Below are 25,469 nucleotides of genomic sequence, written 5' to 3'. Positions count from 1 at the left end.
TTCCCATATGGAGGATTATGCAATAGTAGATGGAGTGTTTTATATAATAAAAGGAGAATACATTATGAAGAAAAAAATTACTATAGAAGGTATTACTTCCAGTTATTGCATTACACATATAACTGATATATTAAAGGATATTTGTGGAGTAATAAATGTATGGATTAACCTAGATGAAAAAAATGCTATAATTAAATTAGATTTTAATATAGATGACAATAAACTTTCAACTGCCATTAACAATGCAGGATACAAGACCATCATAGTAAAATCAATTTAGGATATATATAATACCTTAATACTCTACTAATCAAACATTTAAACAAAACAAGTTTCTTCGATTGTAAGTTTCAAAATAATACCTGTAGATGGGGTAATTAGAAAAGATCTTCTTAAGTACCATTTTAGCTTATGAATTGATTTGTTTTTAGTACTTGGGTGTATTTTCTATTTTGTAGACATAGCAACTTGATTCTTCCCTAATTTTTTTGCTGTAAGAAGGGCCATGTCACTAGCTTCAATAATCTTATCAATTTCAGTTCCATCCTCTGGGTAGCTTGATATGCCTAAAGAGATTGTTATAACTGGAAAAGGTGAGTTGTCCAGTTCAGAGATATTCAACCTTACTTTTTCAGCAATTGCAAATGCGTTCTTTTTATCACAGTCATTTAATATTATGACAATTTCTTCACCACCATACCTATATACACTATCATTAGACCTTACTGTGGCTTTAATGGTCTGACCAACTTTCTTTAAGACAGTATCACCAATCTGGTGCCCAAAACTATTGTTGAAATTTTTGAAATTATCGATGTCTATGAATATAATAGAATATGTATCATCCAAGGGCAATTTCTGAATATGATTGTCAAAGGACCTTCGATTAAATAATCCTGTTAGTTTATCAATCTGTAATGTTTTCTGCAATAATGTATTTGATTTTTGCAATACATTATATTTTTTATAAATGGCAATAGCTGCAAAGTAGTTTATTAGTCCGAATCCAATGCTTTGGATTATGCAAAGGATTAGTCTACTACCAAGTAAAGGCATAATAATAACATGATAAGTTAAGCCATAAACAAGTCCAATTATGAGCATACTGATTAAGATGGCAAAGTTTTGTGTTAGTTTCAATTTATATCATTCCTTCTTCATTATTAGAGATGGTATCTGGTGTATTCTTTGTTTTTCTCTCTTACAGGTACATGAACTTCCAATTTAATAATAATATAAAATGTTTAAAGATTATTTAACAAGGTACTAGCATAAATATACCATTAATGTAAAAACTATTCAAGAGTAAAGGGATGAAAATATTCTTCTGTGTGATTATTCAGAATAAGAAGTGAATGCTTACATAAAGAAAAATAACCGCATAGAAACATATAAATTATTCATAGTATCTTCATAATCATATATTACAATATTAATATCAAGGTGTTGATATAAATGACCATGGGAATAGGAGGAGTAAAAAAAAATATTAACAAATAAAATAAATTCATATTAATGAGTAGGAAAAATTCAGTATTATATGAAATAAATACTGGAGATAAGATGTGTAGTATCATGACTGGCACTGAAAAGTTGAACCGGTTATTTCAGAGCAAAAAAATTGAAAGGAATGATAAATATGATGGGATATGGATATGGCATGATGGGGGTATTCGGAATGATTATTCCGTTGTTATTGATAGGTTTGGTTATTTATGCAATTGTTAAATTATCACAAAATGGTGGCGTGAATTATAACAGTCACAAAGGAGGGAGTGATGCTCTCGATATCTTAAACCAAAGGTTTGCGAATGGGGAAATTTCTGAAGAAGAATATACTACGAAGAAAGAGATGTTAAGAGATTGACGAATGCAAGTGTTTATTTTATCTTAGTTAGATTTAATAATTGTTTATACGATAGTTGATGTTAGTATAATATTGAAGACACGATTTTCCGAATGCTATAAAATATAGAAAAGGAATGTCTAATAAGATACAAGGGGATATACAATGAATAGCACCGATAAAATTAGAAAAAGATATGATAGGGTTTCAAAGGTGTATGATTTATTTGAAAAGCCTATGGAAGTTATGTCATTAAAAAAGTGGCGGTTAGAAGTTACGAAAGACCTAAAAGGTAAAGTTTTAGAAGTGGGGGTTGGTACAGGTAAGAATATACCCTACTATCCAGATAATTTGGATATAATAGCGATTGACTTTAGCGACAAGATGCTCTCTAGAGCAAGGGAAAAGGCAAAAAAAATCAATAAAAAGGTAGAATTGATTCAGATGGATGCACAAAACATGGACTTTCCTGACAATACATTTGATATGATATTTACTACTTGTGTGTTCTGCTCTGTACCTGATCCGATAAAAGGATTAAAGGAGATACGACGGGTATGTAAACCTGATGGAAAAATAATTATGATTGAACATGTACGAAGTGAAGGAAAAGTATTAGGACTTATTATGGATATATTCAATCCTATAACTGTAAATCTATATGGTGCAAATATCAATAGGCGTACTGTAGAAAATATTGAAAAGGCAGGGTACAATAAAGTTGAGGTTATAAATTTGACTGGGGATATTGTAAAGAAAATAATTATTGTTAATGAAAAATAGAATTAATAAATTAAAATCTTCATATTTACTCCATATTTATCATGTGAAATGTTATTAAAGGATTAGAAATGCAAAAGAATATGTGGTTAATTAGTACCCTCTGATTTCAAAATCTAAAACAATGATTTTATCGATCAATTTGATTAATAAAAATTTAGAGTTTTATTTGACGATATGTTAGGAATCTATATGAATTATTTGAAAGATGATATTAAGAAAATCCTGCCAGCCTTAACATACTTGCAGGATCTTTTATACCTTTATTTTTTTAAAAAATTACTTTCAGGATGACATGGAACATTAAAGTTATATCCCATATTGTTCATCTCCTACATCTTAATCAGCAAGACCTAATCATTATCTAAAAGTAGATGAGCCCCAAAAGCGTTGGCAACATATTCAGTATCTTTTTTCATATTTTGTTTCCAACGATAGGTATGTATGCCTAGTAAACCTTGGTAATTGAAATTGTTATGCCCAATAATTAATCCGTTTTTGGGACTTGATTATTATCTTTTCTATATTTTTTAGGAGTGTACTTTTTATTTTATTCTTTTGAGTCCTAATAGGCCTGTTGTAAGGAACGCATAACAGCATCCTTGTCAGCTTTAGATAATTCATCCCCTGCAAATATACCACCGATTTCCAATATAAATTCTTCTGCTTGTTTTGCGCCACGATAACCATATCTTTGATTTGTCCCTATAATAAATTAATCCCATTCATTTCGGGGGTAATTTACATCTGCTAATTTATTGCTTATTGTGCAGTTCATAAGAACTATGTTTGTTTAAAAGAATTAGATCAATGTGTTATTTATATCCATATGAGATGGAACTAAAAGGATATAAAAACAAGTATTAAAAGATCTTTCAAGCTATTTAAAGATATTGAATGAAACCAGTAATATAAAAACAGCCTATACAAAACACTGGAACGATAAAAATATTAGTGTAGGCTATGGTGGTGTGCCCGAATATAAAGATGCCATAATAGGTGCGCCACATGTTTGCTTTAAAGTACCCACAGGTGGTGGAAAAACTTTTATAGCCTGTGCATCACTAAAGCCATTCTTTGAACAGATGCCTTTATCTAAAACCAAGGTAGTTGCATGGCTTGTACCATCAAATGCGATTTAGAACAGACGATTCGTACCTTAAGCAATGTAGATCACCCCTATAGACAGAAAATAGATATGGACTTTAGTGGTAGAGTTGAAGTGCTGGCAAAAGAACAGCTTCTAAATGGACAAGGATTTAACCTTACTTCTGTTAAAGAGCAGCTGATAATTTGTGTTTTTAGATTTGATTCCATCAGGTCCAATAAAAAAGATGGAAGAAAGGTCTATCAACAAAACAGTCAACTGGCACAATTTGAGCCATATTTTGAAAACCTTGAAACCTTGATTGAAGATGTAGATAATACTGCCCTTATTCAAGTATTAAATCAGCTTTCACCTGTTGTGGTTGTTGATGAAAGCCATAATGCCCAGTCAGATTTAAGTGTAGAAATGCTAAACAATCTTAACCCATCCTTTGTTCTCGACTTGACTGCAACTCCAAAGGCAAATAGTAATATTATCTCCTATGTAGATGCAAGGGAACTAAAAAAAGAAAACATGGTGAAGTTACCTGTTGTAGTATATAACCGTAATAGTAAGCAAGAAGTTGTTATAGATGCAATTCAGCTTCGTGGTAACCTTGAAAAACAAGCCATAGAAGAAGAACAAAGAACAGGTAAATATATTTGTCCTATTGTTCTTTTTCAGGCACAGCCAAAAGGCAGAGAAGATAATGCGACTTTTGAGAAGCTAAAAGAAGAACTTATAGGTCATGGAATACCAAATGAACAAATTGCAATTAAAACCTCTAATGTTAACGAAATTAAAGGCATCGATCTAATGAGTAAGGATTGTGAGATACGATATATTATTACAGTAAATGCCTTAAAAGAAGGTTGAGACTGTCCTTTGCATATATTCTTGCAACTCATGCTAATAAAACTTCAAAGGTTGATGTAGAGCAAATACTTGGAAGAGTACTCCGTCTGCCATACGCACAAAAACATAAAACTGAAGCCCTTAATTTATCATACACATTGACTTGTTCTAATGATTTTAGAGATACCCTTGAAAATATTGTAAAGGGTCTTGGTGAGCATAAAGCATGATGGTTTGCTGGGGCAGCATTAAACTCTGCAGAACAAGCTATGGCATCTGTATTATCCACAGTCCTATCAAGACTCAATGCCTTTCTAGATAGTGAGATGGAGCAGATATTGTGTTTTGAAACTGCAATAGATGCGGAGAAGTTTTGTAATGAAAAATCTGCCTTTTTTATTGTATTACCAGAGGAAGATCTAACGAAATACTTTATGGTATCCCTTATGATTCAACAACTATATCGTGAGATATTATCTGTAGCTGATGAGCAAGGTGGTCAACTAAAAAATAGAGTTATTTTTTATCTAGATGAACTTGGTACATTACCACCTATTGAATCACTAGAGCTTATATTCTCTGCCAGTAGGTCCCGTAGATTAAGTTTGGTACCAATCATTCAAAGCTTTGGGCAACTACAAAAGAACTATGGTAAAGAAGGTTCCGAAATAATTGTAGATAACTGCCAAGGTACAATATTTGGTGGATTTGCTCCTAATTCTGAAACAGCTCAAGTATTATCTAAAGCATTAGGAAGTAGGACTGTTATGAGTGGTACTATAAGCAGAGGAAAGAATGATCCTTCCCAAAGCTTGCAGATGATGGAACGACCTCTTATGACAGCAGATGAATTAAAGTCACTACCTAAAGGAAATTTCGTGATTATGAAAACAGGAACACATCCAATAAAAACCGTACTCCGGTTATTCTTAGATTGGGGGATTACCTTTGGAGAACAATATATTGTAGAGGAAAAGTCTCATCGTAAGGTTTCATATGCTAATAAAGAAAGATTAGAGGTAAATATATTAAAAGAAGATGACGAAGATACAGAAGAAAGTAATTCTATAAACAGTAAAAACAACAGTGGTGGCTTAATTCATGGTCCATCAGACAAAACAGAAACAACAAATAAAATACGAAGGCCGACATTAAGAACATAGGAGGGGAAAGAATTGAGTTATTTTGGAAAGATTTATTCCTACTCATCAGATGAGTTGCCATCTCGAGCTAAGACTGTATATATGTATCTAAAGGATAGGAGTAATGCAGAGGGAGAATGCTGGCCAGCTATAAATACCATTGCAAAAGAGACTTCTATGTCAAGGAGTACAGTAAAGCGAGGGGTAGCAGATCTTATACGGTGTGGACTCTTAACTAAAGAGTCACGCTATAGGGAAAATGGAAGTAATTCATCTAATAGATATTTTTTAAAAAGATAATAGGATATAGATAAAAGACAAATTATCCACCAAGGGGATAGTTTGTCTTTTACCTGGACTGAGGTGGAGTCCACCTTGAACCACCAAGAAGGACTCACTTTAAGAATATATTTATAGGCAGAAAAAGAACAATTGTATAATATTAAATATAAAATGTATTTTGTAAAAAACTATATTGGATCATATATAAATAGAGGTATTTATATAAATTATGGCTATCAGAGCAATTATAACCCAAATAGAGTTAGTGCAACTCCAATAGATACTGTAATGAAGTCTAAATAGATTTTATACTATAAGTATTACAGTAATTCTATTGGAGGTGGAGATAATGGAATTAAAGACTATTGGAAAAAGAATTCAAGTGCGTAGGGAAGAACTTGGCATGAAACAGGAAGAACTTGCTGAATATGTTAATTTAAGTCCGAATTATATGAGTGCTATAGAGCGTGGGGTAAAGATACCAAGATTAGAGACATTCATACGGATTACAAATGCTTTAAATATACCGGCAGACTTACTTTTAATGGATGTTCTAAGGACTGGTAATGAGATAAAGTCATCAATTCTTTCTAAAAAGATACATGAATTAACCCCTAAAGAGCAACAAAGAATTTTCCGAGTAGTTGAAATAATGATAGAAGTTGCAGTTGAGGATCTTTAATCTTAAGTAGCAACATACAATTGCCTTGTGCTATAATGTATCTAAAGGTGTTGCAGAAACACTGATAGAATTACAGGGAGGCAATTAGATTATGAAAATAAAATTCAAGATTGCATATACTAAGACTTGTATTAAAGTGCATTGGTTTTTTATAAAGATATATCGTAGGGAGATGGATTCCTTACTAAGTGATGGTAAAATTATTGTATCAAAAAAATTATCAAGGGTAGATAAAATTTTAAATTATCATTGTGTAAAAATTATGCAATTAGAACATAGATGTGTAATATTATTGACATAACAGTATTAAAAGAATATTAAATGAAATTGAACAATTACTCTGTATAAGCTAAATGTTAGATAAATTAGAAATATATAAAGGTTGGTGTTATTATGATTACATCGGAAGAGATAAAAAGACGTTTGTGGGATGGAGCCAATGAACTTAGAGGTTCGATGGATGCAAGTAGATATAAGGACTATATGCTAGGATTAATGTTTTATAAGTTTTTAAGTGATAAAACCTTGGATGAGTTTAGAATATCAGCAGGAATGAAAGATATAAAAGATGAAGAAGCAGTAGAAGAATATAAAAAAGCTAGAGAAAAATATGGAGACAGGTTAGAACAAACAATACAACTTGTTCTGGGCTATTGTGTGGCACCAGAATACTTGTATCAAGTATGGGTAAAGGATATAAATTCAGGAGATTTCGAAGTTCAAAAGGTTACCGATAGTTTACATAGTTTTGAGAGAAGCATATCTATTGAAACGGGATCTAATGATTTTAAGGGCTTGTTTTCAAGCTCTACAATAGATTTAACAGATACAGCACTGGGAAGCAATTTAAATGAACGAAGTAAAAACATACAAGCCTTAATCATGCTTTTTGCAGATTTAAATATGGTTACTCTCCAAAAAGGAGATATTTTAGGAGATGCATATGAATATTTAATTGGCCAATTTGCAATGGAATCTGGTAAAAAGGCTGGGGAATTTTATACACCATATCAAGTTAGTGAAGTTATGGCACAAATTGTTGCTAAATCTTCTAATATTGAATCAATATATGACCCGACTGTAGGATCAGGGTCTTTACTACTAACTGTAGGAAAGCATTTAAAGTATGACCAGCAAAGAAATCTTAATTATTATGGGCAAGAAAAAAACACTGCCACTTATAATCTAACTCGTATGAATTTATTGCTTCATGGAGTCAGACCAGAAAAAATGACCATAAGAAATGGGGACACTCTTTCTCACGACTGGCCTGAAGATCCAGAAAAACCTAATGAAGGAGTACAATTTGATGCAGTAGTTATGAATCCGCCATATTCTTTTAAAAACTGGAATCGATCAGATTTAAAAATAAGTGACCCACGTTTTGAAGTAGCAGGGGTACTGCCTCCAGATTCAAAAGGTGACTTTGCTTTTCTTTTACATGGATTATTTCATCTTAGACAAAGTGGAACTATGGCAATAGTTCTACCACATGGAATATTATTCCGTGGTGGAGCAGAAGGAGAAATTCGTAAAAGATTAATAGATAAGAATTATATTGATACTATAATAGGGTTACCTAGTAATTTATTTACTAACACTGGTATACCTGTAGTAGTTCTAATATTAAAGAAAAATAGAAAATTAGACGATCCAGTACTTGTTATTGATGCATCTCAAGAATTTATAAAAGTAGGAAAACAAAATGTATTACAGGAAAAACATATTGCCAAAATAGTAGATACTTACTTAGAAAGAAACAAAGAAGAAGGATATAGTTCATTAGTTTATAGGGGAGATATTCTAGAAAATGACTATAATATGAACATTCCAAGATATATTACAAGTAAAAGTGATGAAATAGCTCATGATGTAGATGGACATTTATTAGGTGGAATACCTGAAAAGGATATCAAAAACTTAAAAATACTTAATACCATTGTTCCAGATGTATTAGCAAATAGTGTAATTCAGAAACGTACTGGATATTTTGAGCTGAATAAAGAAATTAGCAAATTGACGGATGAAATAATAGAAAGCGAACAAGTAATTTCAAAATCTAAGGATGTTAAAGAAAAAACAAATATATATATTAATGAATATTGGAATACTTTAATAAAAGTTGATAAACAATCTAATATTAAAGAAATCATGGAAGAGATGTTATTGGATATCAAGGAAATCCTATCTAATTTTGAATTTGTAAATATTTATGATGGATATCAAAATGTTGCTGAAATATGGAAAAATTCTTTGACAAAAGATTTGGAAATAATATCTCTAAGTAATTTTTATACAGCAGCTCGCACAAGAGAACCCAATATGATTACCAAAGGATCAGGGAAAACTAAAAGGGAAGAACAAGATGGATGGATAAGTAGTCTTATTCCAGATGAGATTATCGTTAGACAATTATTTAATTTAGAAGCTTCACATATTGAAAATTTGAAATTAGAAGTATCGGAAATTGAAATAGAATTAGATGAATTAATTGAATCAGCAAAAGTAGAAGGCTCTGAAGAAAATGAAATATTATATGAATGTTTAACAAAAAACAAAGAAGGAGAAGCGGGGAATTCCTTTACTGCAAAAGCTATTAAAGACGAACAAGAAGAATACAAAAAAGACACTGACGAATTTAAACTATTGAAAAAAATAGAAAAATTAATGTCAAATAGAACAAGAATTAATAGAGAAGTACGAGAAAAAGAAAAAGAACTGAAAGAATTGATACAAGAACGTATTTTAATATTAACAGAAGAAGAAATAAATTCTCTAGTTTACGAAAAATGGTTTGGTGGGTTAGTGGAAGCCATGATTAACTTAATTGAAAAACCATTAAAGGATGAGCTAGAAATATTAAAGATGCTAGATGACAGATATAAATCCACATTAGATAATTTAGAAGAAGAATATAATGAGCTAAATTCTAGCTTTGAAGCTTTTCTATCTGAGTTGGTGACAATATGAAAGAAGACAAATTAGTACCTAAAAGAAGGTTTAATGAATTTGAAAATAGTGAAGCTTGGGAACAGCGTAAGCTTGATGATATTACAGAAACTATTACTAAAGGAACGACGCCAATTGATAAAAATTGGGTAGGACCCGTAAATTATATTAAAACAGAAAGCATAGATAAAGAATCTGGAAATTTGACCAATACCTCTAATACTAGTCTTGAAGAGCACGAAGGATTCTTGAAGCGATCGCAGTTAAAGTATAATGATGTATTGTTTTCTATTGTGGGAACGCTTGGACGTGTAGGATTGGTAAAAGCAAAAGATCTGCCAGCCAATACAAATCAGCAAATTTCGATTATACGTTTGAAAGAAATAAATCCATATTTTGCCATGAATGCTTTTAAAACTCCATGTAGCAAGTCGTATATAGCAAGTGAAACTACCATTGGTGCACAGCCTTCACTTTCACTTTGGCAAATAAATAAAATGGAGATAGCAATTCCGTCTATTGCAGAACAAAATCAAATTGGAACCTTCTTTTCCAACCTCGACGATCTTATCACCCTTCATCAGCGTAAACTAGAAAAATTAAAGAATATTAAAAAAGCCTATTTAAATGAAATGTTTATCTAGATAGAAAGGAGGTATTTTGTGGGAAACTATGATAAAACTTCAACTGAAAGAAACTTCCAAGAAAGATTTACCAAAGAACTAGAAAAATATAGATGGATAGCTCCAGATGAATTAGATGGGAATAAGCAAAAAGTAACAGTAAATGATCTAATCAATCATTGGAGATCAGAACTTAATCGTATTAATGCGGACCAATTGGAAGGAATAGAACTAACTGATAGTGAATTTGCACAGGTCATGGCAAAGGTAAGTCAAATAGACAATAGTTTTGAGGCTGCAAAGATACTTGCTATGGAAGGTTCTACGGGAAAAATTGATGGAATATATAGAGATAATAATCCTAGAATCACAAGAAAACAAATCACCCTTACCATCTTTAAAAAAGCTGAAGTAAGAGGTGGAGATTCAAGTTATAAAATAGCTAGAGAAATTTCTACAGATAAGGGAAACAGGTTTGATATTGTACTTTTAATTAATGGTTTACCTTTAATCAATATTGAGCAAAAGCGTGCAGATAAAACCTTAGATGAAGCCTTTGGACAGTTTAAAAGGTATTATCGAGATGGAGAGTATGTAAATAGTTTTATGGTCTTTTCTCAAATGATGGTCATTACTTCGGAGGTAGCAACAAGATATTTTGCAACTCCAAAGTCCATTAATGATTTTAATTTGAGCTTTGTATTTGGGTGGGCAGACAAACACAATAAACCTATAAATAGCTGGCAAGAAATAGTAGCCCACCTTTTAATGATACCCATGGCACATCAGTTAGTGGGTGATTATCTGATCATAGATGAGGCAGAAGAAGAGGAAAATAGAAGGCATATGATTATGCGACCATATCAGGTTTATGCATTACAGGCTGTAGAAGGTGCTGCATTTGGTTGGGATAATGAAGATAAAATACCCCATGGTGGATATGTTTGGCATACTACTGGTTCAGGGAAAACTATTACAAGTTTTAAAACTGCCTTATTTTTATCCACCCGTGGTGGATTCGATAAAGTTATATTTTTAGTAGATAGAAAAGAGCTAGATAAAAAAACCAGTGAAAATTTTAAAGCTTATGCATCATATGAGCCTGTAACAGTTGATGATACAAAACATACTTATCATTTAAGAAAACAACTTTTATCTGTTAAAAAAGGAATAATAGTTACTACTACTTATAAATTAAGTAATCTAGTAAAGAATCTATTGGAAGCACAGGACTATGGGCTTGCTAAAAAAAGATTGATTTTTATAATAGATGAAGCTCATAGAACAACTATGGGTGAAATGATGGTAAATATTAGGTCCTATTTTAAGAAAAATAGCTTATTTTATGGCTATACAGGGACACCTTTATTTGATGAAAATGAAGTGACAGGAATGATTAATGAAAAATCTGAAGTTATAGATACTACAGAAAAACTATTTGGACCAGAACTCCATAAATATACAATAAATCAGGCAATTGGAGATGGAAATGTATTAGGGTTTCATGTAGATTATATTAATACAGGAGAATTCTTACATTACGAGGATTTGCGAGACCAAGTAAAGGATAAAGTACAAGAAGAAAAACCAGAAATGACAATTCGAGAAATAGATCATTTAGTGCGTGGGTGGAATGATCTTGAAGTTGAGAAGGAAGCTAAAAAGAGAAAAATCCTTGTTTACCAAGATGAAACACATATCCCAAGAGTTGTAGAAGAAATACTTTTAAATTGGGAAGAACAATCACAAGAAAGACACTTTAATGCAATTTTAACAGTTGCTGAAAGATCGCGGGTTCTAGCGTATTACGATGAATTTAAAAGGCAACTAAATGGACAAGATAATAAAATAAACATAGCCATGACATTTTCTTTTGGAAATGAAAATGATATAAATAATATTCCACCTGAAATAATTGAGCTTATGTTTAAAGATTATGCAAAATTTACTGGTATAGAGTTTATTAGTGGTGACAGAAGAAGAGGGGAAGAAGCGTATTTTGAAGATATAGTTTCTAGGGGTACTCGTGGTGGAAGCGGTCGTAATAAAAAGAATATAGACCTTATAATTGTTGCAGAACAACTACTAACAGGATATGATTCTAGATTCTTAAATACATTATATATAGATAGGGATTTAAGATTACAAAATTTAATTCAAGCCTATTCACGCACTAACCGTATATATGGAAAAAACAAAGAATTTGGATCTATTATTAATTTTCAATATCCTAAGATTACTGAAGAGCGTGTGAATATTGCCCTAAAACTATATGGAAGTGGAGGTAAAAGTAGTAGGGCTATAGTTGAAGATTATAAGACTGCAGTAGAAAAGTTCTCTATTAAAGTTTTGGAAATGCTAAAAGTTCTAGAAGACCCTACGAAATGGCAGGAATTACAAATGGATAGTGAAGTAGAAGAATTATTCATCTTATCCTTTATGGATGCAAATGATCAGTTAAGATTAGTTATGCAGTATTATGAATATAAATGGGACAATGAAGGATTTGGTATAGATGAACATGGATGGCTAAAATATGTAGGTGCCTATAAAAACTTGATATTTAAAATTGTTGATCCACCAGAAGATGAACCCATAATTCCTTTAATAGGAGGAATAAAATTATCGGGAACGCAAGTAATAGATGCAAATCATATTTTGAGTTTAATTGGTTCCAGGGTAAAAACTGATAAAGGAGTTCAAACTGTAGACAGTGAAACTTTAAGATTAATCTATGAGGAAATTCAAGAACTAAGTGATATGGGTGAGGATGAACAGGCAAAACTACTGAAAGAATTTGTAGAAGTGGAATTACTTCCAGGAAACTTATCAAGTAATTTAAGTTTTGATGAATCATTTGATAAATGGAAGCAAGAAAGAGTAGAAAGAGAAATAAAAGGATTTGCACAATATTGGGGCATAGATGAATCACTCTTATCTAAATCAGTAGATAATTTTTCTATAGTTAGGGATGAGGGTGTGCCTTACATTGATGAATTATCAGAAAGCGTTGATTTTAACATAGCCACGAATCAAGAAGCTGGAAATGAGTTAGAGCATAGGATGAATTTATTAAATAAAGCCTTACCTGAATGGATTATAGAAATTAAGAAAAAATATAATTGAATAAAATAATAATAGAAAATAGAAATGGTACTGTATATACAGTACCATTTCTATTTTCTATTGGGAACAGCGTAAGCTTGATGATATTACAGAAACTATTACTAAAGGAACGACGCCAATTGATAAAAATTGGGTAGGACCCGTAAATTATATTAAAACAGAAAGCATAGATAAAGAATCTGGAAATTTGACCAATACTTCTAATACTAGTCTTGAAGAGCACGAAGGATTCTTGAAGCGATCGCAGTTAAAGTATAATGATGTATTGTTTTCTATTGTGGGAACGCTTGGACGTGTAGGATTGGTAAAAGCAAAAGATCTGCCAGCCAATACAAATCAGCAAATTTCGATTATACGTTTGAAAGAAATAAATCCATATTTTGCCATGAATGCTTTTAAAACTCCATGTAGCAAGTCGTATATAGCAAGTGAAACTACCATTGGTGCACAGCCTTCACTTTCACTTTGGCAAATAAATAAAATGGAGATAGCAATTCCGTCTATTGCAGAACAAAATCAAATTGGAACCTTCTTTTCCAACCTCGACGATCTTATCACCCTTCATCAGCGTATGTAATTTCTAGTAAAATTGGGAGGGGAAATTAATGAGGATAATAAAAAAGGATGAATTATTTTTTTTATATTACGAACAATGGATAGAAATGTATAAAGAGGGTGCAGTCAGAGAAATTACGATGAGAAAATATAGGATGACATTGAAGTGGGTTAAAGAATTACTACCAACACTCAAGGTTTATGAATTAAATAGAACAGCATACCAGCAATTATTAAATGAATATGCCTTATCTCATGAAAAACAAACAACTATGGATTTTCATCATCAATTAAAAGGGGCTATACTAGATGCTGTTGATGATGGATTTATAGATAGGGATCCTACAAGAAAAGCAATTATAAAGGGTAAACCACCAAAAGAAAAGAAACCTAAGTTTTTAAATCAATTTGAATTAAATACATTAATCAAGAATTTAAATTTATCAGATGAAATTAATTGGGATTGGTTAATTTTATTGCTTGCAAAGACTGGGATGAGATTTTCTGAAGCTTTAGGCTTAACTCCAAATGACTTTGATTTTTCTTATCAAACTGTTTCTGTAAATAAAACATGGGATTATAAGGGGCATGGAGGATTTTTACCAACGAAGAATAAATCATCAATAAGAAAAATACAAATTGACTGGCAAACAACAAGCCAATTTGTTAGGTTAGTTAAAGGTTTCAATGAAAATGAACCTATTTTTATTAATGGTAAGGTGTATAATTCTACTATAAATAATAAACTTGCTAGGCATTGTAAAGAATTAGGAATACCAATAATTTCAATCCATGGACTAAGACATACTCATGCTTCTTTACTTTTGTTCGCTGGGGTTTCAATGGCTAGTGTTGCACGTAGGTTAGGACACTCAAGTATGACAACAACCCAGAAAACTTATTTGCATATTATTCATGAATTGGAGAACCAAGATACAGATTTAATTATAAGGTCGATATCACAACTAGTATAAAAAATAGAAAACATACGCTGATGAAGGGTGATAAGGTTGTCCAGGTCTTTAAAAAATATTCCAATTCTCTGTTGCTCTGCTAATGAAGGTACAAATATTTGAGTCCTTAGAATATTCTTATTGTATAGCCGTTTAATTGTACTTCCCTCTAATCCTTCCCATTCTACAATCATATAAAATTGCTTCAGAAATAAATTATTCAACTTATTATCATGCTTTAACCATACTATATTAGAATCTTGAAAGTACTCATCCTTCCCAGTATGTTCAACTGTTCGACCTATACTTCCAGAAGCAGAAATCAATATATCACCAACCTCTGGATATGGATATTTCGCCTTATATTCTTCAAACAATCCACGTGGAATATAGGCATCTGGTTTGCCACCGAATGTTCCAATTTTATAAAATGGAATATCTCCTAATTCAGATGTTTGGTCTTTAAAAATTCTCTTATTCATAGCAACTGAACCCAAATCTCCCAACTTACGCTGTTCCCAATAGTCATTAAAATAATTATAAAATATGATTTTAAATTATTATATCATAGTTTATTAAACATTAGAACGGGAAACATATTATTGATTATTAACTAAGTTTATGTTATTATTTATTACATAATATTAACGTAAAAACTATATTGACAAAGTTTGTTATTTAGAATATCATAATAGTAGAAGGATATGATATTTAATAGCTATAAAGGAGGTTTAAGTTATGAGAACATTATCCGTTAAAAAATTAGCTGAAACTGTAACAAAACTAAGAGAAGAAAAAGGGTATACCAAAGAAGAACTTGGTAACTTAACTGGTATAAATAGAATAATGATAGGTAGAATTGAGCGAGAAGATTTTATGCCTTCAATTGTACAACTTGAAGAATTAGGAAAAGTCCTAGAATTTGACATAATAGAAATGTTTACTGATAGAGAAAAAACTAATTCATTCGTTGCACTTAGGTCTGAGGCATTAAATGAAGCTGAAGAAGAGGGTGTAGATAAGCTTTTCAAAATGATGATATCATTAAGGCAACAAATAATGCTAAGGAGAAAATTTGAAAATGAATCCATTAATAATGCTTAACGAGGTTCAAATAGAAGAGATTAGAAAGTTGGCAAAAGATAAACGTGAATATTTAGGTATTGCTAGTGAAGTACCAATTGCTAATGATATAGTTACAATATTAGAAAAACTGGATATTATCCTATTGGAATATCCCATATATTCCAAAGGTGATAGTCCAGATTTTTCTGCTGCAATCATGTACTCAGAAGAAGATAATAAAGAATTAACTTTTATAGGGTTAAATACTGCAGACTATTTTGATAAACAAGTATTTGCCATTGCACATGAATTATATCATTACTTTACAAAAACAGGATCCCACATAAGTAGATTAAATGACATAGATAATAATTTACTTGAAGCTAAAGCTAATCGATTTGCAGCAGAGTTTTTATTTCCAGAGATAGCTTTAAAAAGTATTATAATAAATGAATTTAAAACATCAAAACTAGAAAAAACTTCAGACAAAACCCTTATGAGATTTATGGTAAGACTTCAATGCTCTTGGTGGCTTCCCTATAGGTCCATAGTTAAAAGATTAAGTGAAATTAGTGCAATATCAAAAGAACAATATAATAGGTTTTATGATATTGATGTAAGAAACTTAGAGAGTGAGCATGCAAAAATAGGGATTGCTTTTAATAGTGAAGTATATAGTAAATTAAATAAAAAGACTAATAAAATAGGAACATCTGCTAAGGATATCGAAATTATCATAAGAAATTTTGAGGATGGTTTAATTGATGAAGATAAATTTGCTGAAGTATTAGATTTGTTTGATAAGACCCCTGATGATTTTGGATACAAGATTACAGTTTCTGATGAAGACTTAGAGGAATTCGAAGATTTCTTTTCTGGAGGAAATCTAGATGAGGATTAATTTAATGAATCCAAATTCATCATTAATAAGCATTTTTAATAATTCTGAACAGATAATAACATTAGATGCAAATTTTTTAATACCTCCTGACCGAAGTAGATATGCAAAGAGCAGTTTTAGTTTTCCACTTTACAGAGAAACTTGGCTTGATCCGATTTTTACTACATTTCCAAATCTTGCAATCCATGAAGCTGTTCAACAAGAACTTGTTAGTCTGGAATTAAAAGAATATATTAAGAAATTAAGAGAGGAAATTCCACCTAAAATTATTATTCATTTTGATAGGAATCTTACAGAAGTTGAAAGCTTTCTTAGAAATACGATTGAAGCAAAGATTTATCCCTATACAAACTATGATCCAGAAATAGACAATAAGGATGATCGTGGTGAAGTAAAAAGCCTTTCTTATATTGCAGTAAAAGGTCTTCTTTATTTTGCAGCTCATGATAATAATGCACTCAAGCTAATAGAAAAAGCAGAAGAATGGTCTACGGGACTTGATAATGTTAATGCCATTCATATGTTTGAACTTATTTATTATTTATATATAAATAATAAGGGAGATAAAAAACGGCTGAGAATGTTGTATAAGTATCAGTACTATTTAACTGAATTTGAAAAGAGGACAAACCCAGAATGGGGAGAATTCATTAATCAAATGAATATCCTATATGAGGACTATGTTAATTAAATTAGAAGTTAATTTAAATATATATATTTAAAAGACAAACTCCTAGAAAATATTATATTTTCTAGGAGTTTGTTACTTTTATATTCCGTAAAAAGTTCTTTTCAGGTTGGAACGGAATCTTGAAGTCATATCCCATTCTATTCATTTCACAAATTTTAATAAGCACAAGATTAGTTTCCGTATTTAATATACTGGCAATTTGGGATGGATCAAAGCCTTCCTTTGCATATTCAAGAACTGAATCATTATCCAAAAGGAGATGTGCAGCGAAGGTATTTGCAGTATACTCTGTATTATTTATAGACTTAAAAAGTGTAAATTCCTTAAGTCCACTTTCCCCTAAATGTCTATGATATATATCATGACCAATTTCATGAGCCAAAACCATTTGTCGCCAGTGATGATCAAGATTACTATTTAAGAAAACGGATCTTTGTCTTAGGATAATTCTGTACATACCTAATAAATCCTTAAATTCATTAAAATAAACTTTAATACCAAGTTCATCTGCAATGACAAAAGGATCCCTAGTTCCTAATTTCTTTATTATACTATTCGCTTTATTAAATATTTCATAAGAGTCAACCAAAATAGCACCTCCCAAAAAGAAGCCTACTCCTTGTTTGTTCTACTAAATGATTACCCATTGATTAATATTAATCGCTGTCTTTTTTATATTTAATAGGAGTGTACTTTTTATTTTCTTCCTTTGCATCCCAATAAGCCTGTTGTAGTGCTTGCATAACTTCATCTTTGTCTTCTTCCGATAATTCACCACCAGCAAATAAGCCTGTAACTTCTGCTACAATTTCTTCTGCTTGTTTTGCACCACGATAACCATACTTTTGTTTAGCCAATGTTATAAATTCATTGCCTTCATTTCTTAGATAATTTGCATCCACATTTAATATATCGGCAAGAGTTTTATATACATTTCTATTTTTAGGATAGGTGGTACCACTCTCATAATAAGAAATAGTTCTTAAAGAGATACCTGCCTTTTCAGCTAATTCAGCTTGGGTTAATCCGCTTTCTTGGCGAAGGTCACGGAGTTTTTCACCGAATTTCATAGTCATCCTCCTTAATAAGATTTTGAATATGCAATATAATTGCATAAACATTTGTTTTATATATTGACAAAAGCAACTTGATTGCATATAATTTATACAACGCAACTTACTTGCATATATCTTACTTCATATTGCATATCCTGTCAAGAAATATATAGTATGCAGATAAGGCCAATTGCAATGGAATTTGTTATAGGGGGAAGGGATAATGAGAAAAACTAGGATGATGAAAAATATTTCAAGGATGTATGAAAACATGCAGCTTAATGAAGAACAAGTCTTTAGGAAGACAAAATTGTTACTAACAATTTATAGGGATGTGGTATGGGCATCTTTGAAGGAAGTAGATAATGTTAGAGAAGTATGTGAATCATATTATAGTAATGATTTAGCTGTAGCACTTACTTATTTAAATGATTTTGCACCAACAGAAAGAAAAGAAGATTTTATGGATAAGATATCAGGGATATTCGAGACTAAATGGATGATAGATTTAATAGATACAGCAATGTTAAAGGTATATGAGTATCATGATAATGGGAAACTCTATCATGAGATTTTGTCCAAATCTTATGTAACAGCTTATCCTATGGTAGAAGGAGAAATGCTTGAAGCATTAGGTATGGAAAGATCTAATTATTATTTAAAGAAAAAAGAGGCAGTAAAACTATTTGGAATAGCATTATGGGGATATGCACTACCAAGATTCGGACAAATATTTGAAGGTGACATTGAAGAGGTATTACCAATAAATGATTTCTTTTACTAGTGGACAAACTGTGGACAAACTGTGGACTAATTGCATACTAAATACATACTAACTCCGTACTGACTTTGGATATGGACTAGCCTATACTAAGTATTATGGAAGAGTATGGCATAAATTAAATAAGAATTAATAAGCCTTGGCACATAAAAATTTGCCAGGGCTATATTTATGCCCTTTTCCAATAATACGGCATATAAAAGAGCCGAGAATAACGATTATGTTATTCTCGGCTTTTTTATTGCCCAAAATTAGGAGGGCAGTATGAAACGTTGGGAAACTTATATAGCCAGATATCCATGACTCTAATTTTTTTCTAAAAACAAAAAAAAAAAATTGGAGGAATGGAAATGGCAAATTTTATGAATGATTATAGTTTAGAAATAATTACAGGGAAAAATAAGGACAAGTACTTTGTCTCATTTACAGATGGATATGGAGAGTTTCAAAGATTAGAAATTAATGAAGATATTTATTCTGCTTTATTTGAATTAAATAAAACAGATAGAAATCTTACACGTTTAGATGAAAGAAATTTAGAACACTCAGAGCTTACAGATGAAACATTAATTAAAAGATCCTTTAAAAGGCCAAAAGGAATAGAAGAACTTATATTGGAAAAGGAAATGAAGAAATTATTCTGGCAGGCTATAGGGGAATTACCTGATGTTCAAAGAAAAAGATTGCTTTTATATTATGATTACGGATTTTCACTAAAAGAAATTGCAAAAATGGAAAACTGTTCTATACGTGCAGTTCAGTACAGTTTAGACATTGGAAAAAAGAAACTAGAAAATAATTTAAAAAAGTTTTAAATTTAGACTTCGTAAAATGGGGTTCAAATGTGGAAACAGATGAAGGGATATATTTCTCTTCTCTGTTTTTTATTTTAAAACAAGAAAGATATGAACATTGAAAACTAAATATCCGATTTTATAAATACTTTAACTGATAAGCCAGAGACGGAAAAGCGACAAAGGAAGATGCGCCAAGACCACCTGTATAAAATATACTTTTATATAAAAGTCGGCCTTTTAAGGTGAAGAGCGGTCCCCATCTGTTCCTAAAAACAATCCATGGTAGATTGTTCGCCATAATCTTATCAGCCTATAATGATACTTCTGCCTAGCCACAGATATCCCAATGGGGGCAGCCAGCGGAGATCCCGGTGGAGGTGAAATGCCTATGATGAAGAATAACCAGCTTCAGTTTATAAAATCGCCCTATAAGCCTTTTACAAGGCTTTCTGTGTTGGGGATAGTAGTGTCTAAATGCAACACAAACTTTTAAAATCTAATAATTTTAATATTAGAAGCAATGGAGATCACCTATTTAAGACAAAGTAATATGTTTTTTACAAATAAGGTGGTCTCTATTTTTGTGATATTAAGATATTTAAATTATTTAAAAATATAAATTACATAGAATGGAGGAAAAAGTCATGACCAAAGAGCAAACACTGAATGAAATAGAATATAAAATGTCTTTAAAACTACTTAATATACTATTAAATAGAGGGATTATAAATGAAGAAGAATTTGCAAAAATAGATGAATTAAATCATCAGAGTTTTTCTCCAGAATTGTCGGAAGTATATGTGTAATAAGACTAGATATTGATGAAAGCTTGTGGTAGTGTATGTTGCTAACAAGAGGTAAATATATGGAGAAAGGAGGTAAAACCTATGAAAAACAAAGTAAAGAAAGTAAGGAAAATAGAGCCTGTAAGACAAAGGGTAATATTAGAATTGCAGCCAAAGAAAAGAGTATGTGCCTATGCAAGGGTAAGTACAGATTCCATAGATCAGCAAGGATCCTTTCATGCACAAGTTGAATATTACAAGGGATTTATAGGGAAAAGGGATGACTGGGAATATGTTGGAATATATTCAGATGAAGCTAAAAGTGGTACACAGATAAAAAGAAGAGATGAATTTACTCAAATGATAAAAGACTGTGAAGCTGGTAAGATTGATATGATAATTACCAAATCAGTAACAAGGTTTGCAAGGAACACGGTGGACAGTATAGAAGTAATAAGAAAGTTAAAGCTACTAGGAATTGGAGTATATTTTGAAAAAGAAAATATTAATACCTTATCTGAAAAGAGTGAAATGCTATTAACCATATTAAGTTCCTTAGCACAAGGTGAATCAGAAAGCATATCTACAAATATTAAATGGGCATTTAGAGATCAATTCGCAAAAGGTACATTTAAAATTAGTACACCAGCCTATGGATATATTAATGATGAATATGGGGAATTAATCATAAAAGTGGATGAGGCTAAGGTAGTTCGAAGAATTTTTAAAGAATACCTAAATGGTAAAGGATCATATCTAATTGCCAAGGGTTTAAATCATGACAATATTCCAACCATAAGATCAGCAAATGAATGGACAGATACTGCAGTAAAAGATATTTTACAAAATCCCATTTATGAAGGAAATCTATTATTACAAAAGACATATACAACCGAGGTACTTCCCTTCCAAAGAAAAAGGAATCAGGGGGAAAAAGCTCGGTATTTTATTGAGGATAATCATGAACCTATTATTACAAAAGAAGAAGCAAAGCTGGTTGGTGAAATCTTTGAATATAGAAGAAATCAGATAGGGATAGATGACAGTGGAAAGAATTTAAATAAATATGAATTTTCTAGTAATATTATCTGCAGTGAATGTGGAGGAACATTTAGAAGACAAAAGATTTATATAGGGAAATCCTATGAAACAGTCCAATGGTCATGCATTCAACATATAAGGGATGTTAGTAAATGCAGTATGAAGGCGATAAAAGAAGATGTAATAAGAGAGGCCTTTATTACAATGTGGAACAAGCTAATAAGTAATTATAAGGAAATATTAGTACCACTTCTAGAGTCTTTAAGAAACTTAAGGATAGATGAGGTCCAGGAAGACGAAATTAAAGACTTAAACAATAGAATAATGGAATTAACAGAGCAGGGTCTTGTCCTAAGTAGAGTAGTTTCGAAAGGGTATATAGACCCTGCTATTTTTATAGAGAGACAAAATGCTCTTAATATAGAAATAACAGCTACTAAGAAAAAGAGAAATCAAATGCTAGATAACAATGGATTTGAAAAGGAAATTGAAGGTACTTTAATGATACTGGATATTATAGAAAACAATCCAGAAATTATAGAAGACTACAATGAAAATCTATTTATCCATATAGTAGATAAAATAATTATAGGTAAAAATAAGGAGATTACCTTCAGACTTATTAATACATTAGAGCTGACAGAATATGTAGGAAAGTGAGGTGGAAAATATGCAAAGGCAAAGACATATGCCACTAGGCTATATCCTAGCAAATGGAAAGATAGAAATAGATATTAAGAAATCAGAAGTAATAAAAGAGATATTTAATGTTTATATGAAGGGGTCATCTATACGGAAAATAGCTGAGGATTTAACGGATAAGGGATTTCCTAATGCAAATAATAAACCTAGCTGGAATCATGGATCTATTGGAAGAATATTAGAAAATACTAAATACTTGGGAGATGAAATATACGCACAAATTATAGATGAAGAAACCTTCCAAGCAGTACAAAGACAAAGAAAATTAAGGGGTAAGCAATATTCTAGGACTCATAAAATTAATAACAGAAAAAAGGAAAGCATATTTATAGATAAATTAATATGTGGAGATTGTGGAGAATATTATCGTCAGTACATCACTAATGGAGGTAAACCTGAAGAAGAAGTTAAATGGAAATGCAATAATCATTCTTATCAGAGGAAAATGAAATGTAAAAGCTTAATCCTAGACCAAGAGGATATAGAAGATATGTTTATATCAGGAACCAATACCCTGCTATCAAGAATGTGGATGCTGGATAGGGGAAAAAAAGAAAAAACTCCTAAATTTAATATGGAGATTAGAGTTATAGAAGAAAGAATTAAAGAATTAGAAGAGAAGGGAATGTACTCATCTAAAGAATTAGCAAGTCTAGTATTTCAAAGAGCAAAGGCTTATTATGATATTTCTAAAATAGATGATTACGATTATAACACTAAAAAGATAAAAGAAGGATTAAGAGATAAAGAGAAACTAATAGAATTTGATGAAGATTTATTTAAAAGGATTATAAAGAAAATGATCATATATAAAGATGGAAAGATAGAAGTAAAATTGATAAATGGAATTACCATGGAAGAGGAATATAAATAAAGTGGAAAGGAGGAAGAATTTTGAGAGCAGTAAAGAAAAATGTAGCAATTATACCACCAAAGATTATTCATGATAGTAGAATAAGGCCTGAACATAAGGAACTAAGAGTGGCTGCCTACTGTAGAGTAAGTACTACCCTAGAAGCACAAGAAGGTAGCTATGAAGCCCAAGTAGCTTACTACACGGAAAAGATACAAGATAATTTAAACTGGAAAAGTGCTGGTATATATGCAGATGATGGTAAGTCAGCAACTAATACTAAAAAGAGAGATGATTTTAATGCTATGATTGATGACTGTATGGCAGGGAAAATAGATATGGTTTTAACAAAATCAGTCAGCAGATTTGCTAGAAATACTGTAGACTCTCTCCAAACAATAAGGAAGTTAAAAGATAAGAATATAGCAATATTATTCGAGAAGGAAAATATAAACACCCTAGATGGCTCAGGAGAACTACTAATAACCATACTAAGCAGCCAGGCACAAGAAGAAAGTAGAAACTTAAGTGAAAATACTAAATGGGGAATTACTAGAAGATTTGAAAATGGAATAATATCAGTAAATCATAAAAAGTTTATGGGCTACACTAAGGATGACAAAGGAAATCTAGCTATAGAACCAGAAGAAGCAGAAATAGTAAGAAGGATATTTAGAATGTACCTAGAAGGAAGTAGTCTAGTGCAGATAACAAGATCTTTGGAAGAAGATAAAATAAAGACAGTTACTGGAAAGGATAAGTGGAATACTAGTGTAATAAGTAGAATGTTAGTAAACGAAAAATACATGGGGGATGCCCTACTACAGAAAACCTATACAGTAGATTTCCTAACTAAAAAAAGAGTAAAGAATGATGGTATAGTACCTCAATATTATATAGAAGATAATCATGAAGCAATTATACCAAAGGAATTATTTTATAAAGCACAGGAAGAGAGAGCTAGAAGATCCAGTCTTAATAAATCAGCAGTTACAAGAAAGACTAATAAAATAAAAAAAGAAAGAAGTAAATACAGTTCAAAATACGCATTAACTGAAATCTTAATATGTGAGGAATGTGGACATCCCTATAGAAGACAAGTATGGTCAAAATATGGACAAAAATATGCAGTATGGAGATGTGAAAACAGACTAAAGAATGGAACGAAATCAAACTGTAAACACTCACCAACCCTTAAAGAAGAATTATTACATGATGCTATAATGAAAGCCATAAACAGTGTTGTAGAAGATACAGGAGATTTTATAGGAGCATTTAGAGAGAATGTTATAAGGGTAATTGGTGGATATTCAATAAAAGAAATACCTACAGAATATGATAAAGATATAGAATTACTTCAAAAAGAGATGCTAGAACTAATAGAAGAAAATGCAAAGCTAGGAGCTGTAGCAGAAGACTTTGATGATGAGTATAAAAGGATATCAGAAGAGATAAATCAGCTTAAAGAGGAAAAATTAAGGCTCGTACAAGAGAAAAAACAAGCTGAAAGATATGAAGAACGACTAGATGAAATGGAAAGCACCATAAAGACAGTAAGACCCCAGGTAAGGGAATTTGATGAAGACCTAGTAAGAAGATTAATTAATACTATTAGAGTCAATCGAAGGGAAAGACTAGAGATACAATTTGAATCAGGAATAGTGATGGAACAGATGGTGGACTACTATGACTAAATGATAAAGAGTAGTAACGAATTAAAGAAAAGTTACTGCTCCAATGGTCATAATATACCAAGATTAAAGTTCTTAGATAAGACTGAGGGTTTTGATGTTGGCATATTTTGTAGAAATAAGTCGACAGAATAATCTATATATTTGGAGGATAATGGGTTTTTAGGTTGAGAAAAGATAGAGTATGATATAAAATTGAAGTATGGCTATTTCAAACCATAGTCATT

Annotated in this window: 28 protein-coding genes and 1 pseudogene; 25 read left to right on the top strand and 4 right to left on the bottom strand. The window is 31.3% G+C overall.

The genetic code is table 11. From position 1 onward, the window contains the following. Positions 1–64 precede the first annotated feature (64 nt). Complete coding sequence (locus TICRE_RS10430) at positions 65–280, top strand: heavy-metal-associated domain-containing protein (protein WP_075727899.1); 216 nt, start codon at positions 65–67, stop codon at positions 278–280. 167 nt (positions 281–447) lie between these two features. Here the strand turns inward: TICRE_RS10430 and TICRE_RS10425 are convergent, their stop codons facing one another. Further along, positions 448–1,140, bottom strand: coding sequence for a GGDEF domain-containing protein (locus TICRE_RS10425; protein WP_198927551.1), 693 nt, complete (start codon positions 1,138–1,140; stop codon positions 448–450). 490 nt (positions 1,141–1,630) lie between these two features. Between TICRE_RS10425 and TICRE_RS10420 the strand changes: the two genes are divergently transcribed. The 14 genes and pseudogenes from TICRE_RS10420 (at position 1,631) to TICRE_RS10360 (ending at position 14,901) form a co-directional block, all read left to right on the top strand. Beyond that, positions 1,631–1,867 (top strand): SHOCT domain-containing protein, encoded by a 237-nt coding sequence (locus TICRE_RS10420; protein ID WP_408645657.1) that lies wholly within the window; start codon positions 1,631–1,633, stop codon positions 1,865–1,867. A gap of 144 nt (positions 1,868–2,011) precedes the next feature. Continuing rightward, positions 2,012–2,629, top strand: a complete 618-nt coding sequence (locus tag TICRE_RS10415; protein WP_075727813.1) for a class I SAM-dependent methyltransferase — start codon at positions 2,012–2,014, stop codon at positions 2,627–2,629. Positions 2,630–3,519: 890 nt separating this feature from the next. Next, positions 3,520–3,768, top strand: a complete 249-nt coding sequence (locus TICRE_RS13515; RefSeq protein WP_075727811.1) for a hypothetical protein — start codon at positions 3,520–3,522, stop codon at positions 3,766–3,768. Further along, complete coding sequence (locus tag TICRE_RS13510; RefSeq protein WP_075727809.1) at positions 3,741–4,589, top strand: DEAD/DEAH box helicase family protein; 849 nt, start codon at positions 3,741–3,743, stop codon at positions 4,587–4,589. Before TICRE_RS13515 ends, TICRE_RS13510 begins: the two co-directional genes overlap by 28 nt. Beyond that, the gene (locus TICRE_RS13505; RefSeq protein ID WP_198927549.1) at positions 4,586–4,798 is read left to right on the top strand and encodes a hypothetical protein; all 213 of its coding nucleotides are present in this window, start codon (positions 4,586–4,588) and stop codon (positions 4,796–4,798) included. The genes TICRE_RS13510 and TICRE_RS13505 overlap by 4 nt, the downstream gene beginning before the upstream one ends. A 27-nt stretch (positions 4,799–4,825) precedes the next feature. Next, positions 4,826–5,731 (top strand): annotated as a pseudogene (locus tag TICRE_RS10400) (type IV secretory system conjugative DNA transfer family protein); the annotation flags it as partial. Between the two features lie 12 nt (positions 5,732–5,743). Next, the gene (locus tag TICRE_RS10395; protein ID WP_075727807.1) at positions 5,744–6,010 is read left to right on the top strand and encodes a helix-turn-helix domain-containing protein; all 267 of its coding nucleotides are present in this window, start codon (positions 5,744–5,746) and stop codon (positions 6,008–6,010) included. A 331-nt stretch (positions 6,011–6,341) separates the two neighbouring features. After that, entirely contained in the window at positions 6,342–6,674 is a 333-nt protein-coding gene (locus tag TICRE_RS10390) for a helix-turn-helix domain-containing protein (protein WP_075727805.1), read from the top strand. 91 nt (positions 6,675–6,765) lie between these two features. Continuing rightward, positions 6,766–6,975 carry a hypothetical protein gene (locus TICRE_RS10385; protein ID WP_075727803.1) on the top strand — a complete coding sequence of 70 codons (210 nt, stop codon included), beginning with the start codon at positions 6,766–6,768 and terminating at the stop codon, positions 6,973–6,975. Positions 6,976–7,067: 92 nt separating this feature from the next. Continuing rightward, positions 7,068–9,644: a type I restriction-modification system subunit M gene (locus TICRE_RS10380; RefSeq protein WP_075727801.1), complete on the top strand. Its 2,577-nt coding sequence runs from the start codon at positions 7,068–7,070 to the stop codon at positions 9,642–9,644. Further along, positions 9,641–10,267: a restriction endonuclease subunit S gene (locus TICRE_RS10375; protein ID WP_075727799.1), complete on the top strand. Its 627-nt coding sequence runs from the start codon at positions 9,641–9,643 to the stop codon at positions 10,265–10,267. The genes TICRE_RS10380 and TICRE_RS10375 overlap by 4 nt, the downstream gene beginning before the upstream one ends. Before the next feature lie 18 nt (positions 10,268–10,285). Continuing rightward, on the top strand, positions 10,286–13,372 hold the full coding sequence (locus tag TICRE_RS10370; RefSeq protein WP_075727797.1) for a type I restriction endonuclease subunit R: 3,087 nt from the start codon (positions 10,286–10,288) through the stop codon (positions 13,370–13,372). Positions 13,373–13,406: 34 nt separating this feature from the next. Further along, a complete protein-coding gene (locus tag TICRE_RS10365) occupies positions 13,407–13,949 on the top strand; it encodes a restriction endonuclease subunit S (RefSeq protein WP_198927557.1) in 543 nt (180 codons plus the stop codon). 28 nt (positions 13,950–13,977) lie between these two features. Further along, the gene (locus tag TICRE_RS10360; RefSeq protein ID WP_075727793.1) at positions 13,978–14,901 is read left to right on the top strand and encodes a site-specific integrase; all 924 of its coding nucleotides are present in this window, start codon (positions 13,978–13,980) and stop codon (positions 14,899–14,901) included. Here the strand turns inward: TICRE_RS10360 and TICRE_RS10355 are convergent. Then, entirely contained in the window at positions 14,841–15,428 is a 588-nt protein-coding gene (locus TICRE_RS10355) for a restriction endonuclease subunit S (RefSeq protein WP_269844001.1), read from the bottom strand. The two genes, TICRE_RS10360 and TICRE_RS10355, sit on opposite strands and share 61 nt — an antisense overlap. Positions 15,429–15,618: 190 nt before the next feature. On the opposite strand from TICRE_RS10355, the gene TICRE_RS10350 reads away from it, so the two are divergent. The 3 genes from TICRE_RS10350 to TICRE_RS10340 are packed head-to-tail and all read left to right on the top strand — an operon-like array spanning position 15,619 to position 17,537. After that, positions 15,619–15,984 carry a helix-turn-helix domain-containing protein gene (locus tag TICRE_RS10350; RefSeq protein ID WP_075727791.1) on the top strand — a complete coding sequence of 122 codons (366 nt, stop codon included), beginning with the start codon at positions 15,619–15,621 and terminating at the stop codon, positions 15,982–15,984. After that, positions 15,962–16,846, top strand: coding sequence for an ImmA/IrrE family metallo-endopeptidase (locus tag TICRE_RS10345; RefSeq protein ID WP_075727789.1), 885 nt, complete (start codon positions 15,962–15,964; stop codon positions 16,844–16,846). The genes TICRE_RS10350 and TICRE_RS10345 overlap by 23 nt, the downstream gene beginning before the upstream one ends. Continuing rightward, positions 16,836–17,537 carry a hypothetical protein gene (locus tag TICRE_RS10340; protein WP_075727787.1) on the top strand — a complete coding sequence of 234 codons (702 nt, stop codon included), beginning with the start codon at positions 16,836–16,838 and terminating at the stop codon, positions 17,535–17,537. The genes TICRE_RS10345 and TICRE_RS10340 overlap by 11 nt, the downstream gene beginning before the upstream one ends. Positions 17,538–17,598: 61 nt before the next feature. On the opposite strand, the gene TICRE_RS10335 is transcribed toward TICRE_RS10340, so the two are convergent. Continuing rightward, positions 17,599–18,126, bottom strand: a complete 528-nt coding sequence (locus TICRE_RS10335; RefSeq protein ID WP_198927547.1) for an ImmA/IrrE family metallo-endopeptidase — start codon at positions 18,124–18,126, stop codon at positions 17,599–17,601. 67 nt (positions 18,127–18,193) lie between these two features. Continuing rightward, entirely contained in the window at positions 18,194–18,607 is a 414-nt protein-coding gene (locus TICRE_RS10330) for a helix-turn-helix domain-containing protein (RefSeq protein WP_075727785.1), read from the bottom strand. A 208-nt stretch (positions 18,608–18,815) separates the two neighbouring features. On the opposite strand from TICRE_RS10330, the gene TICRE_RS10325 reads away from it, so the two are divergent. The 7 genes from TICRE_RS10325 (at position 18,816) to TICRE_RS13790 (ending at position 25,377) form a co-directional block, all read left to right on the top strand. Then, the gene (locus tag TICRE_RS10325) at positions 18,816–19,376 is read left to right on the top strand and encodes a hypothetical protein (RefSeq protein WP_075727783.1); all 561 of its coding nucleotides are present in this window, start codon (positions 18,816–18,818) and stop codon (positions 19,374–19,376) included. A gap of 347 nt (positions 19,377–19,723) precedes the next feature. Continuing rightward, positions 19,724–20,188 (top strand): sigma factor-like helix-turn-helix DNA-binding protein, encoded by a 465-nt coding sequence (locus TICRE_RS10320; RefSeq protein WP_075727781.1) that lies wholly within the window; start codon positions 19,724–19,726, stop codon positions 20,186–20,188. A gap of 626 nt (positions 20,189–20,814) precedes the next feature. Continuing rightward, on the top strand, positions 20,815–20,976 hold the full coding sequence (locus TICRE_RS13500; RefSeq protein WP_198927546.1) for an SHOCT domain-containing protein: 162 nt from the start codon (positions 20,815–20,817) through the stop codon (positions 20,974–20,976). Positions 20,977–21,057: 81 nt separating this feature from the next. Continuing rightward, positions 21,058–22,656 carry a recombinase family protein gene (locus TICRE_RS10315; protein WP_075727779.1) on the top strand — a complete coding sequence of 533 codons (1,599 nt, stop codon included), beginning with the start codon at positions 21,058–21,060 and terminating at the stop codon, positions 22,654–22,656. A gap of 10 nt (positions 22,657–22,666) precedes the next feature. Then, positions 22,667–23,572, top strand: coding sequence for a recombinase family protein (locus tag TICRE_RS10310; RefSeq protein WP_075727777.1), 906 nt, complete (start codon positions 22,667–22,669; stop codon positions 23,570–23,572). A 20-nt stretch (positions 23,573–23,592) separates the two neighbouring features. Then, a complete protein-coding gene (locus TICRE_RS10305) occupies positions 23,593–25,245 on the top strand; it encodes a recombinase family protein (RefSeq protein ID WP_233120194.1) in 1,653 nt (550 codons plus the stop codon). Further along, positions 25,246–25,377: a hypothetical protein gene (locus TICRE_RS13790; RefSeq protein ID WP_269843999.1), complete on the top strand. Its 132-nt coding sequence runs from the start codon at positions 25,246–25,248 to the stop codon at positions 25,375–25,377. The last annotated feature ends 92 nt before the right edge of the window (positions 25,378–25,469 follow it).

The sequence above is a fragment of the Tissierella creatinophila DSM 6911 genome, assembly GCF_001940565.1.
Taxonomy (GTDB): Bacteria; Bacillota; Clostridia; order Tissierellales; family Tissierellaceae; genus Tissierella_A; species Tissierella_A creatinophila.
Note: the sequence above shows the minus strand (reverse complement) of the source record. Positions and strands in the feature narration are given on the sequence as shown.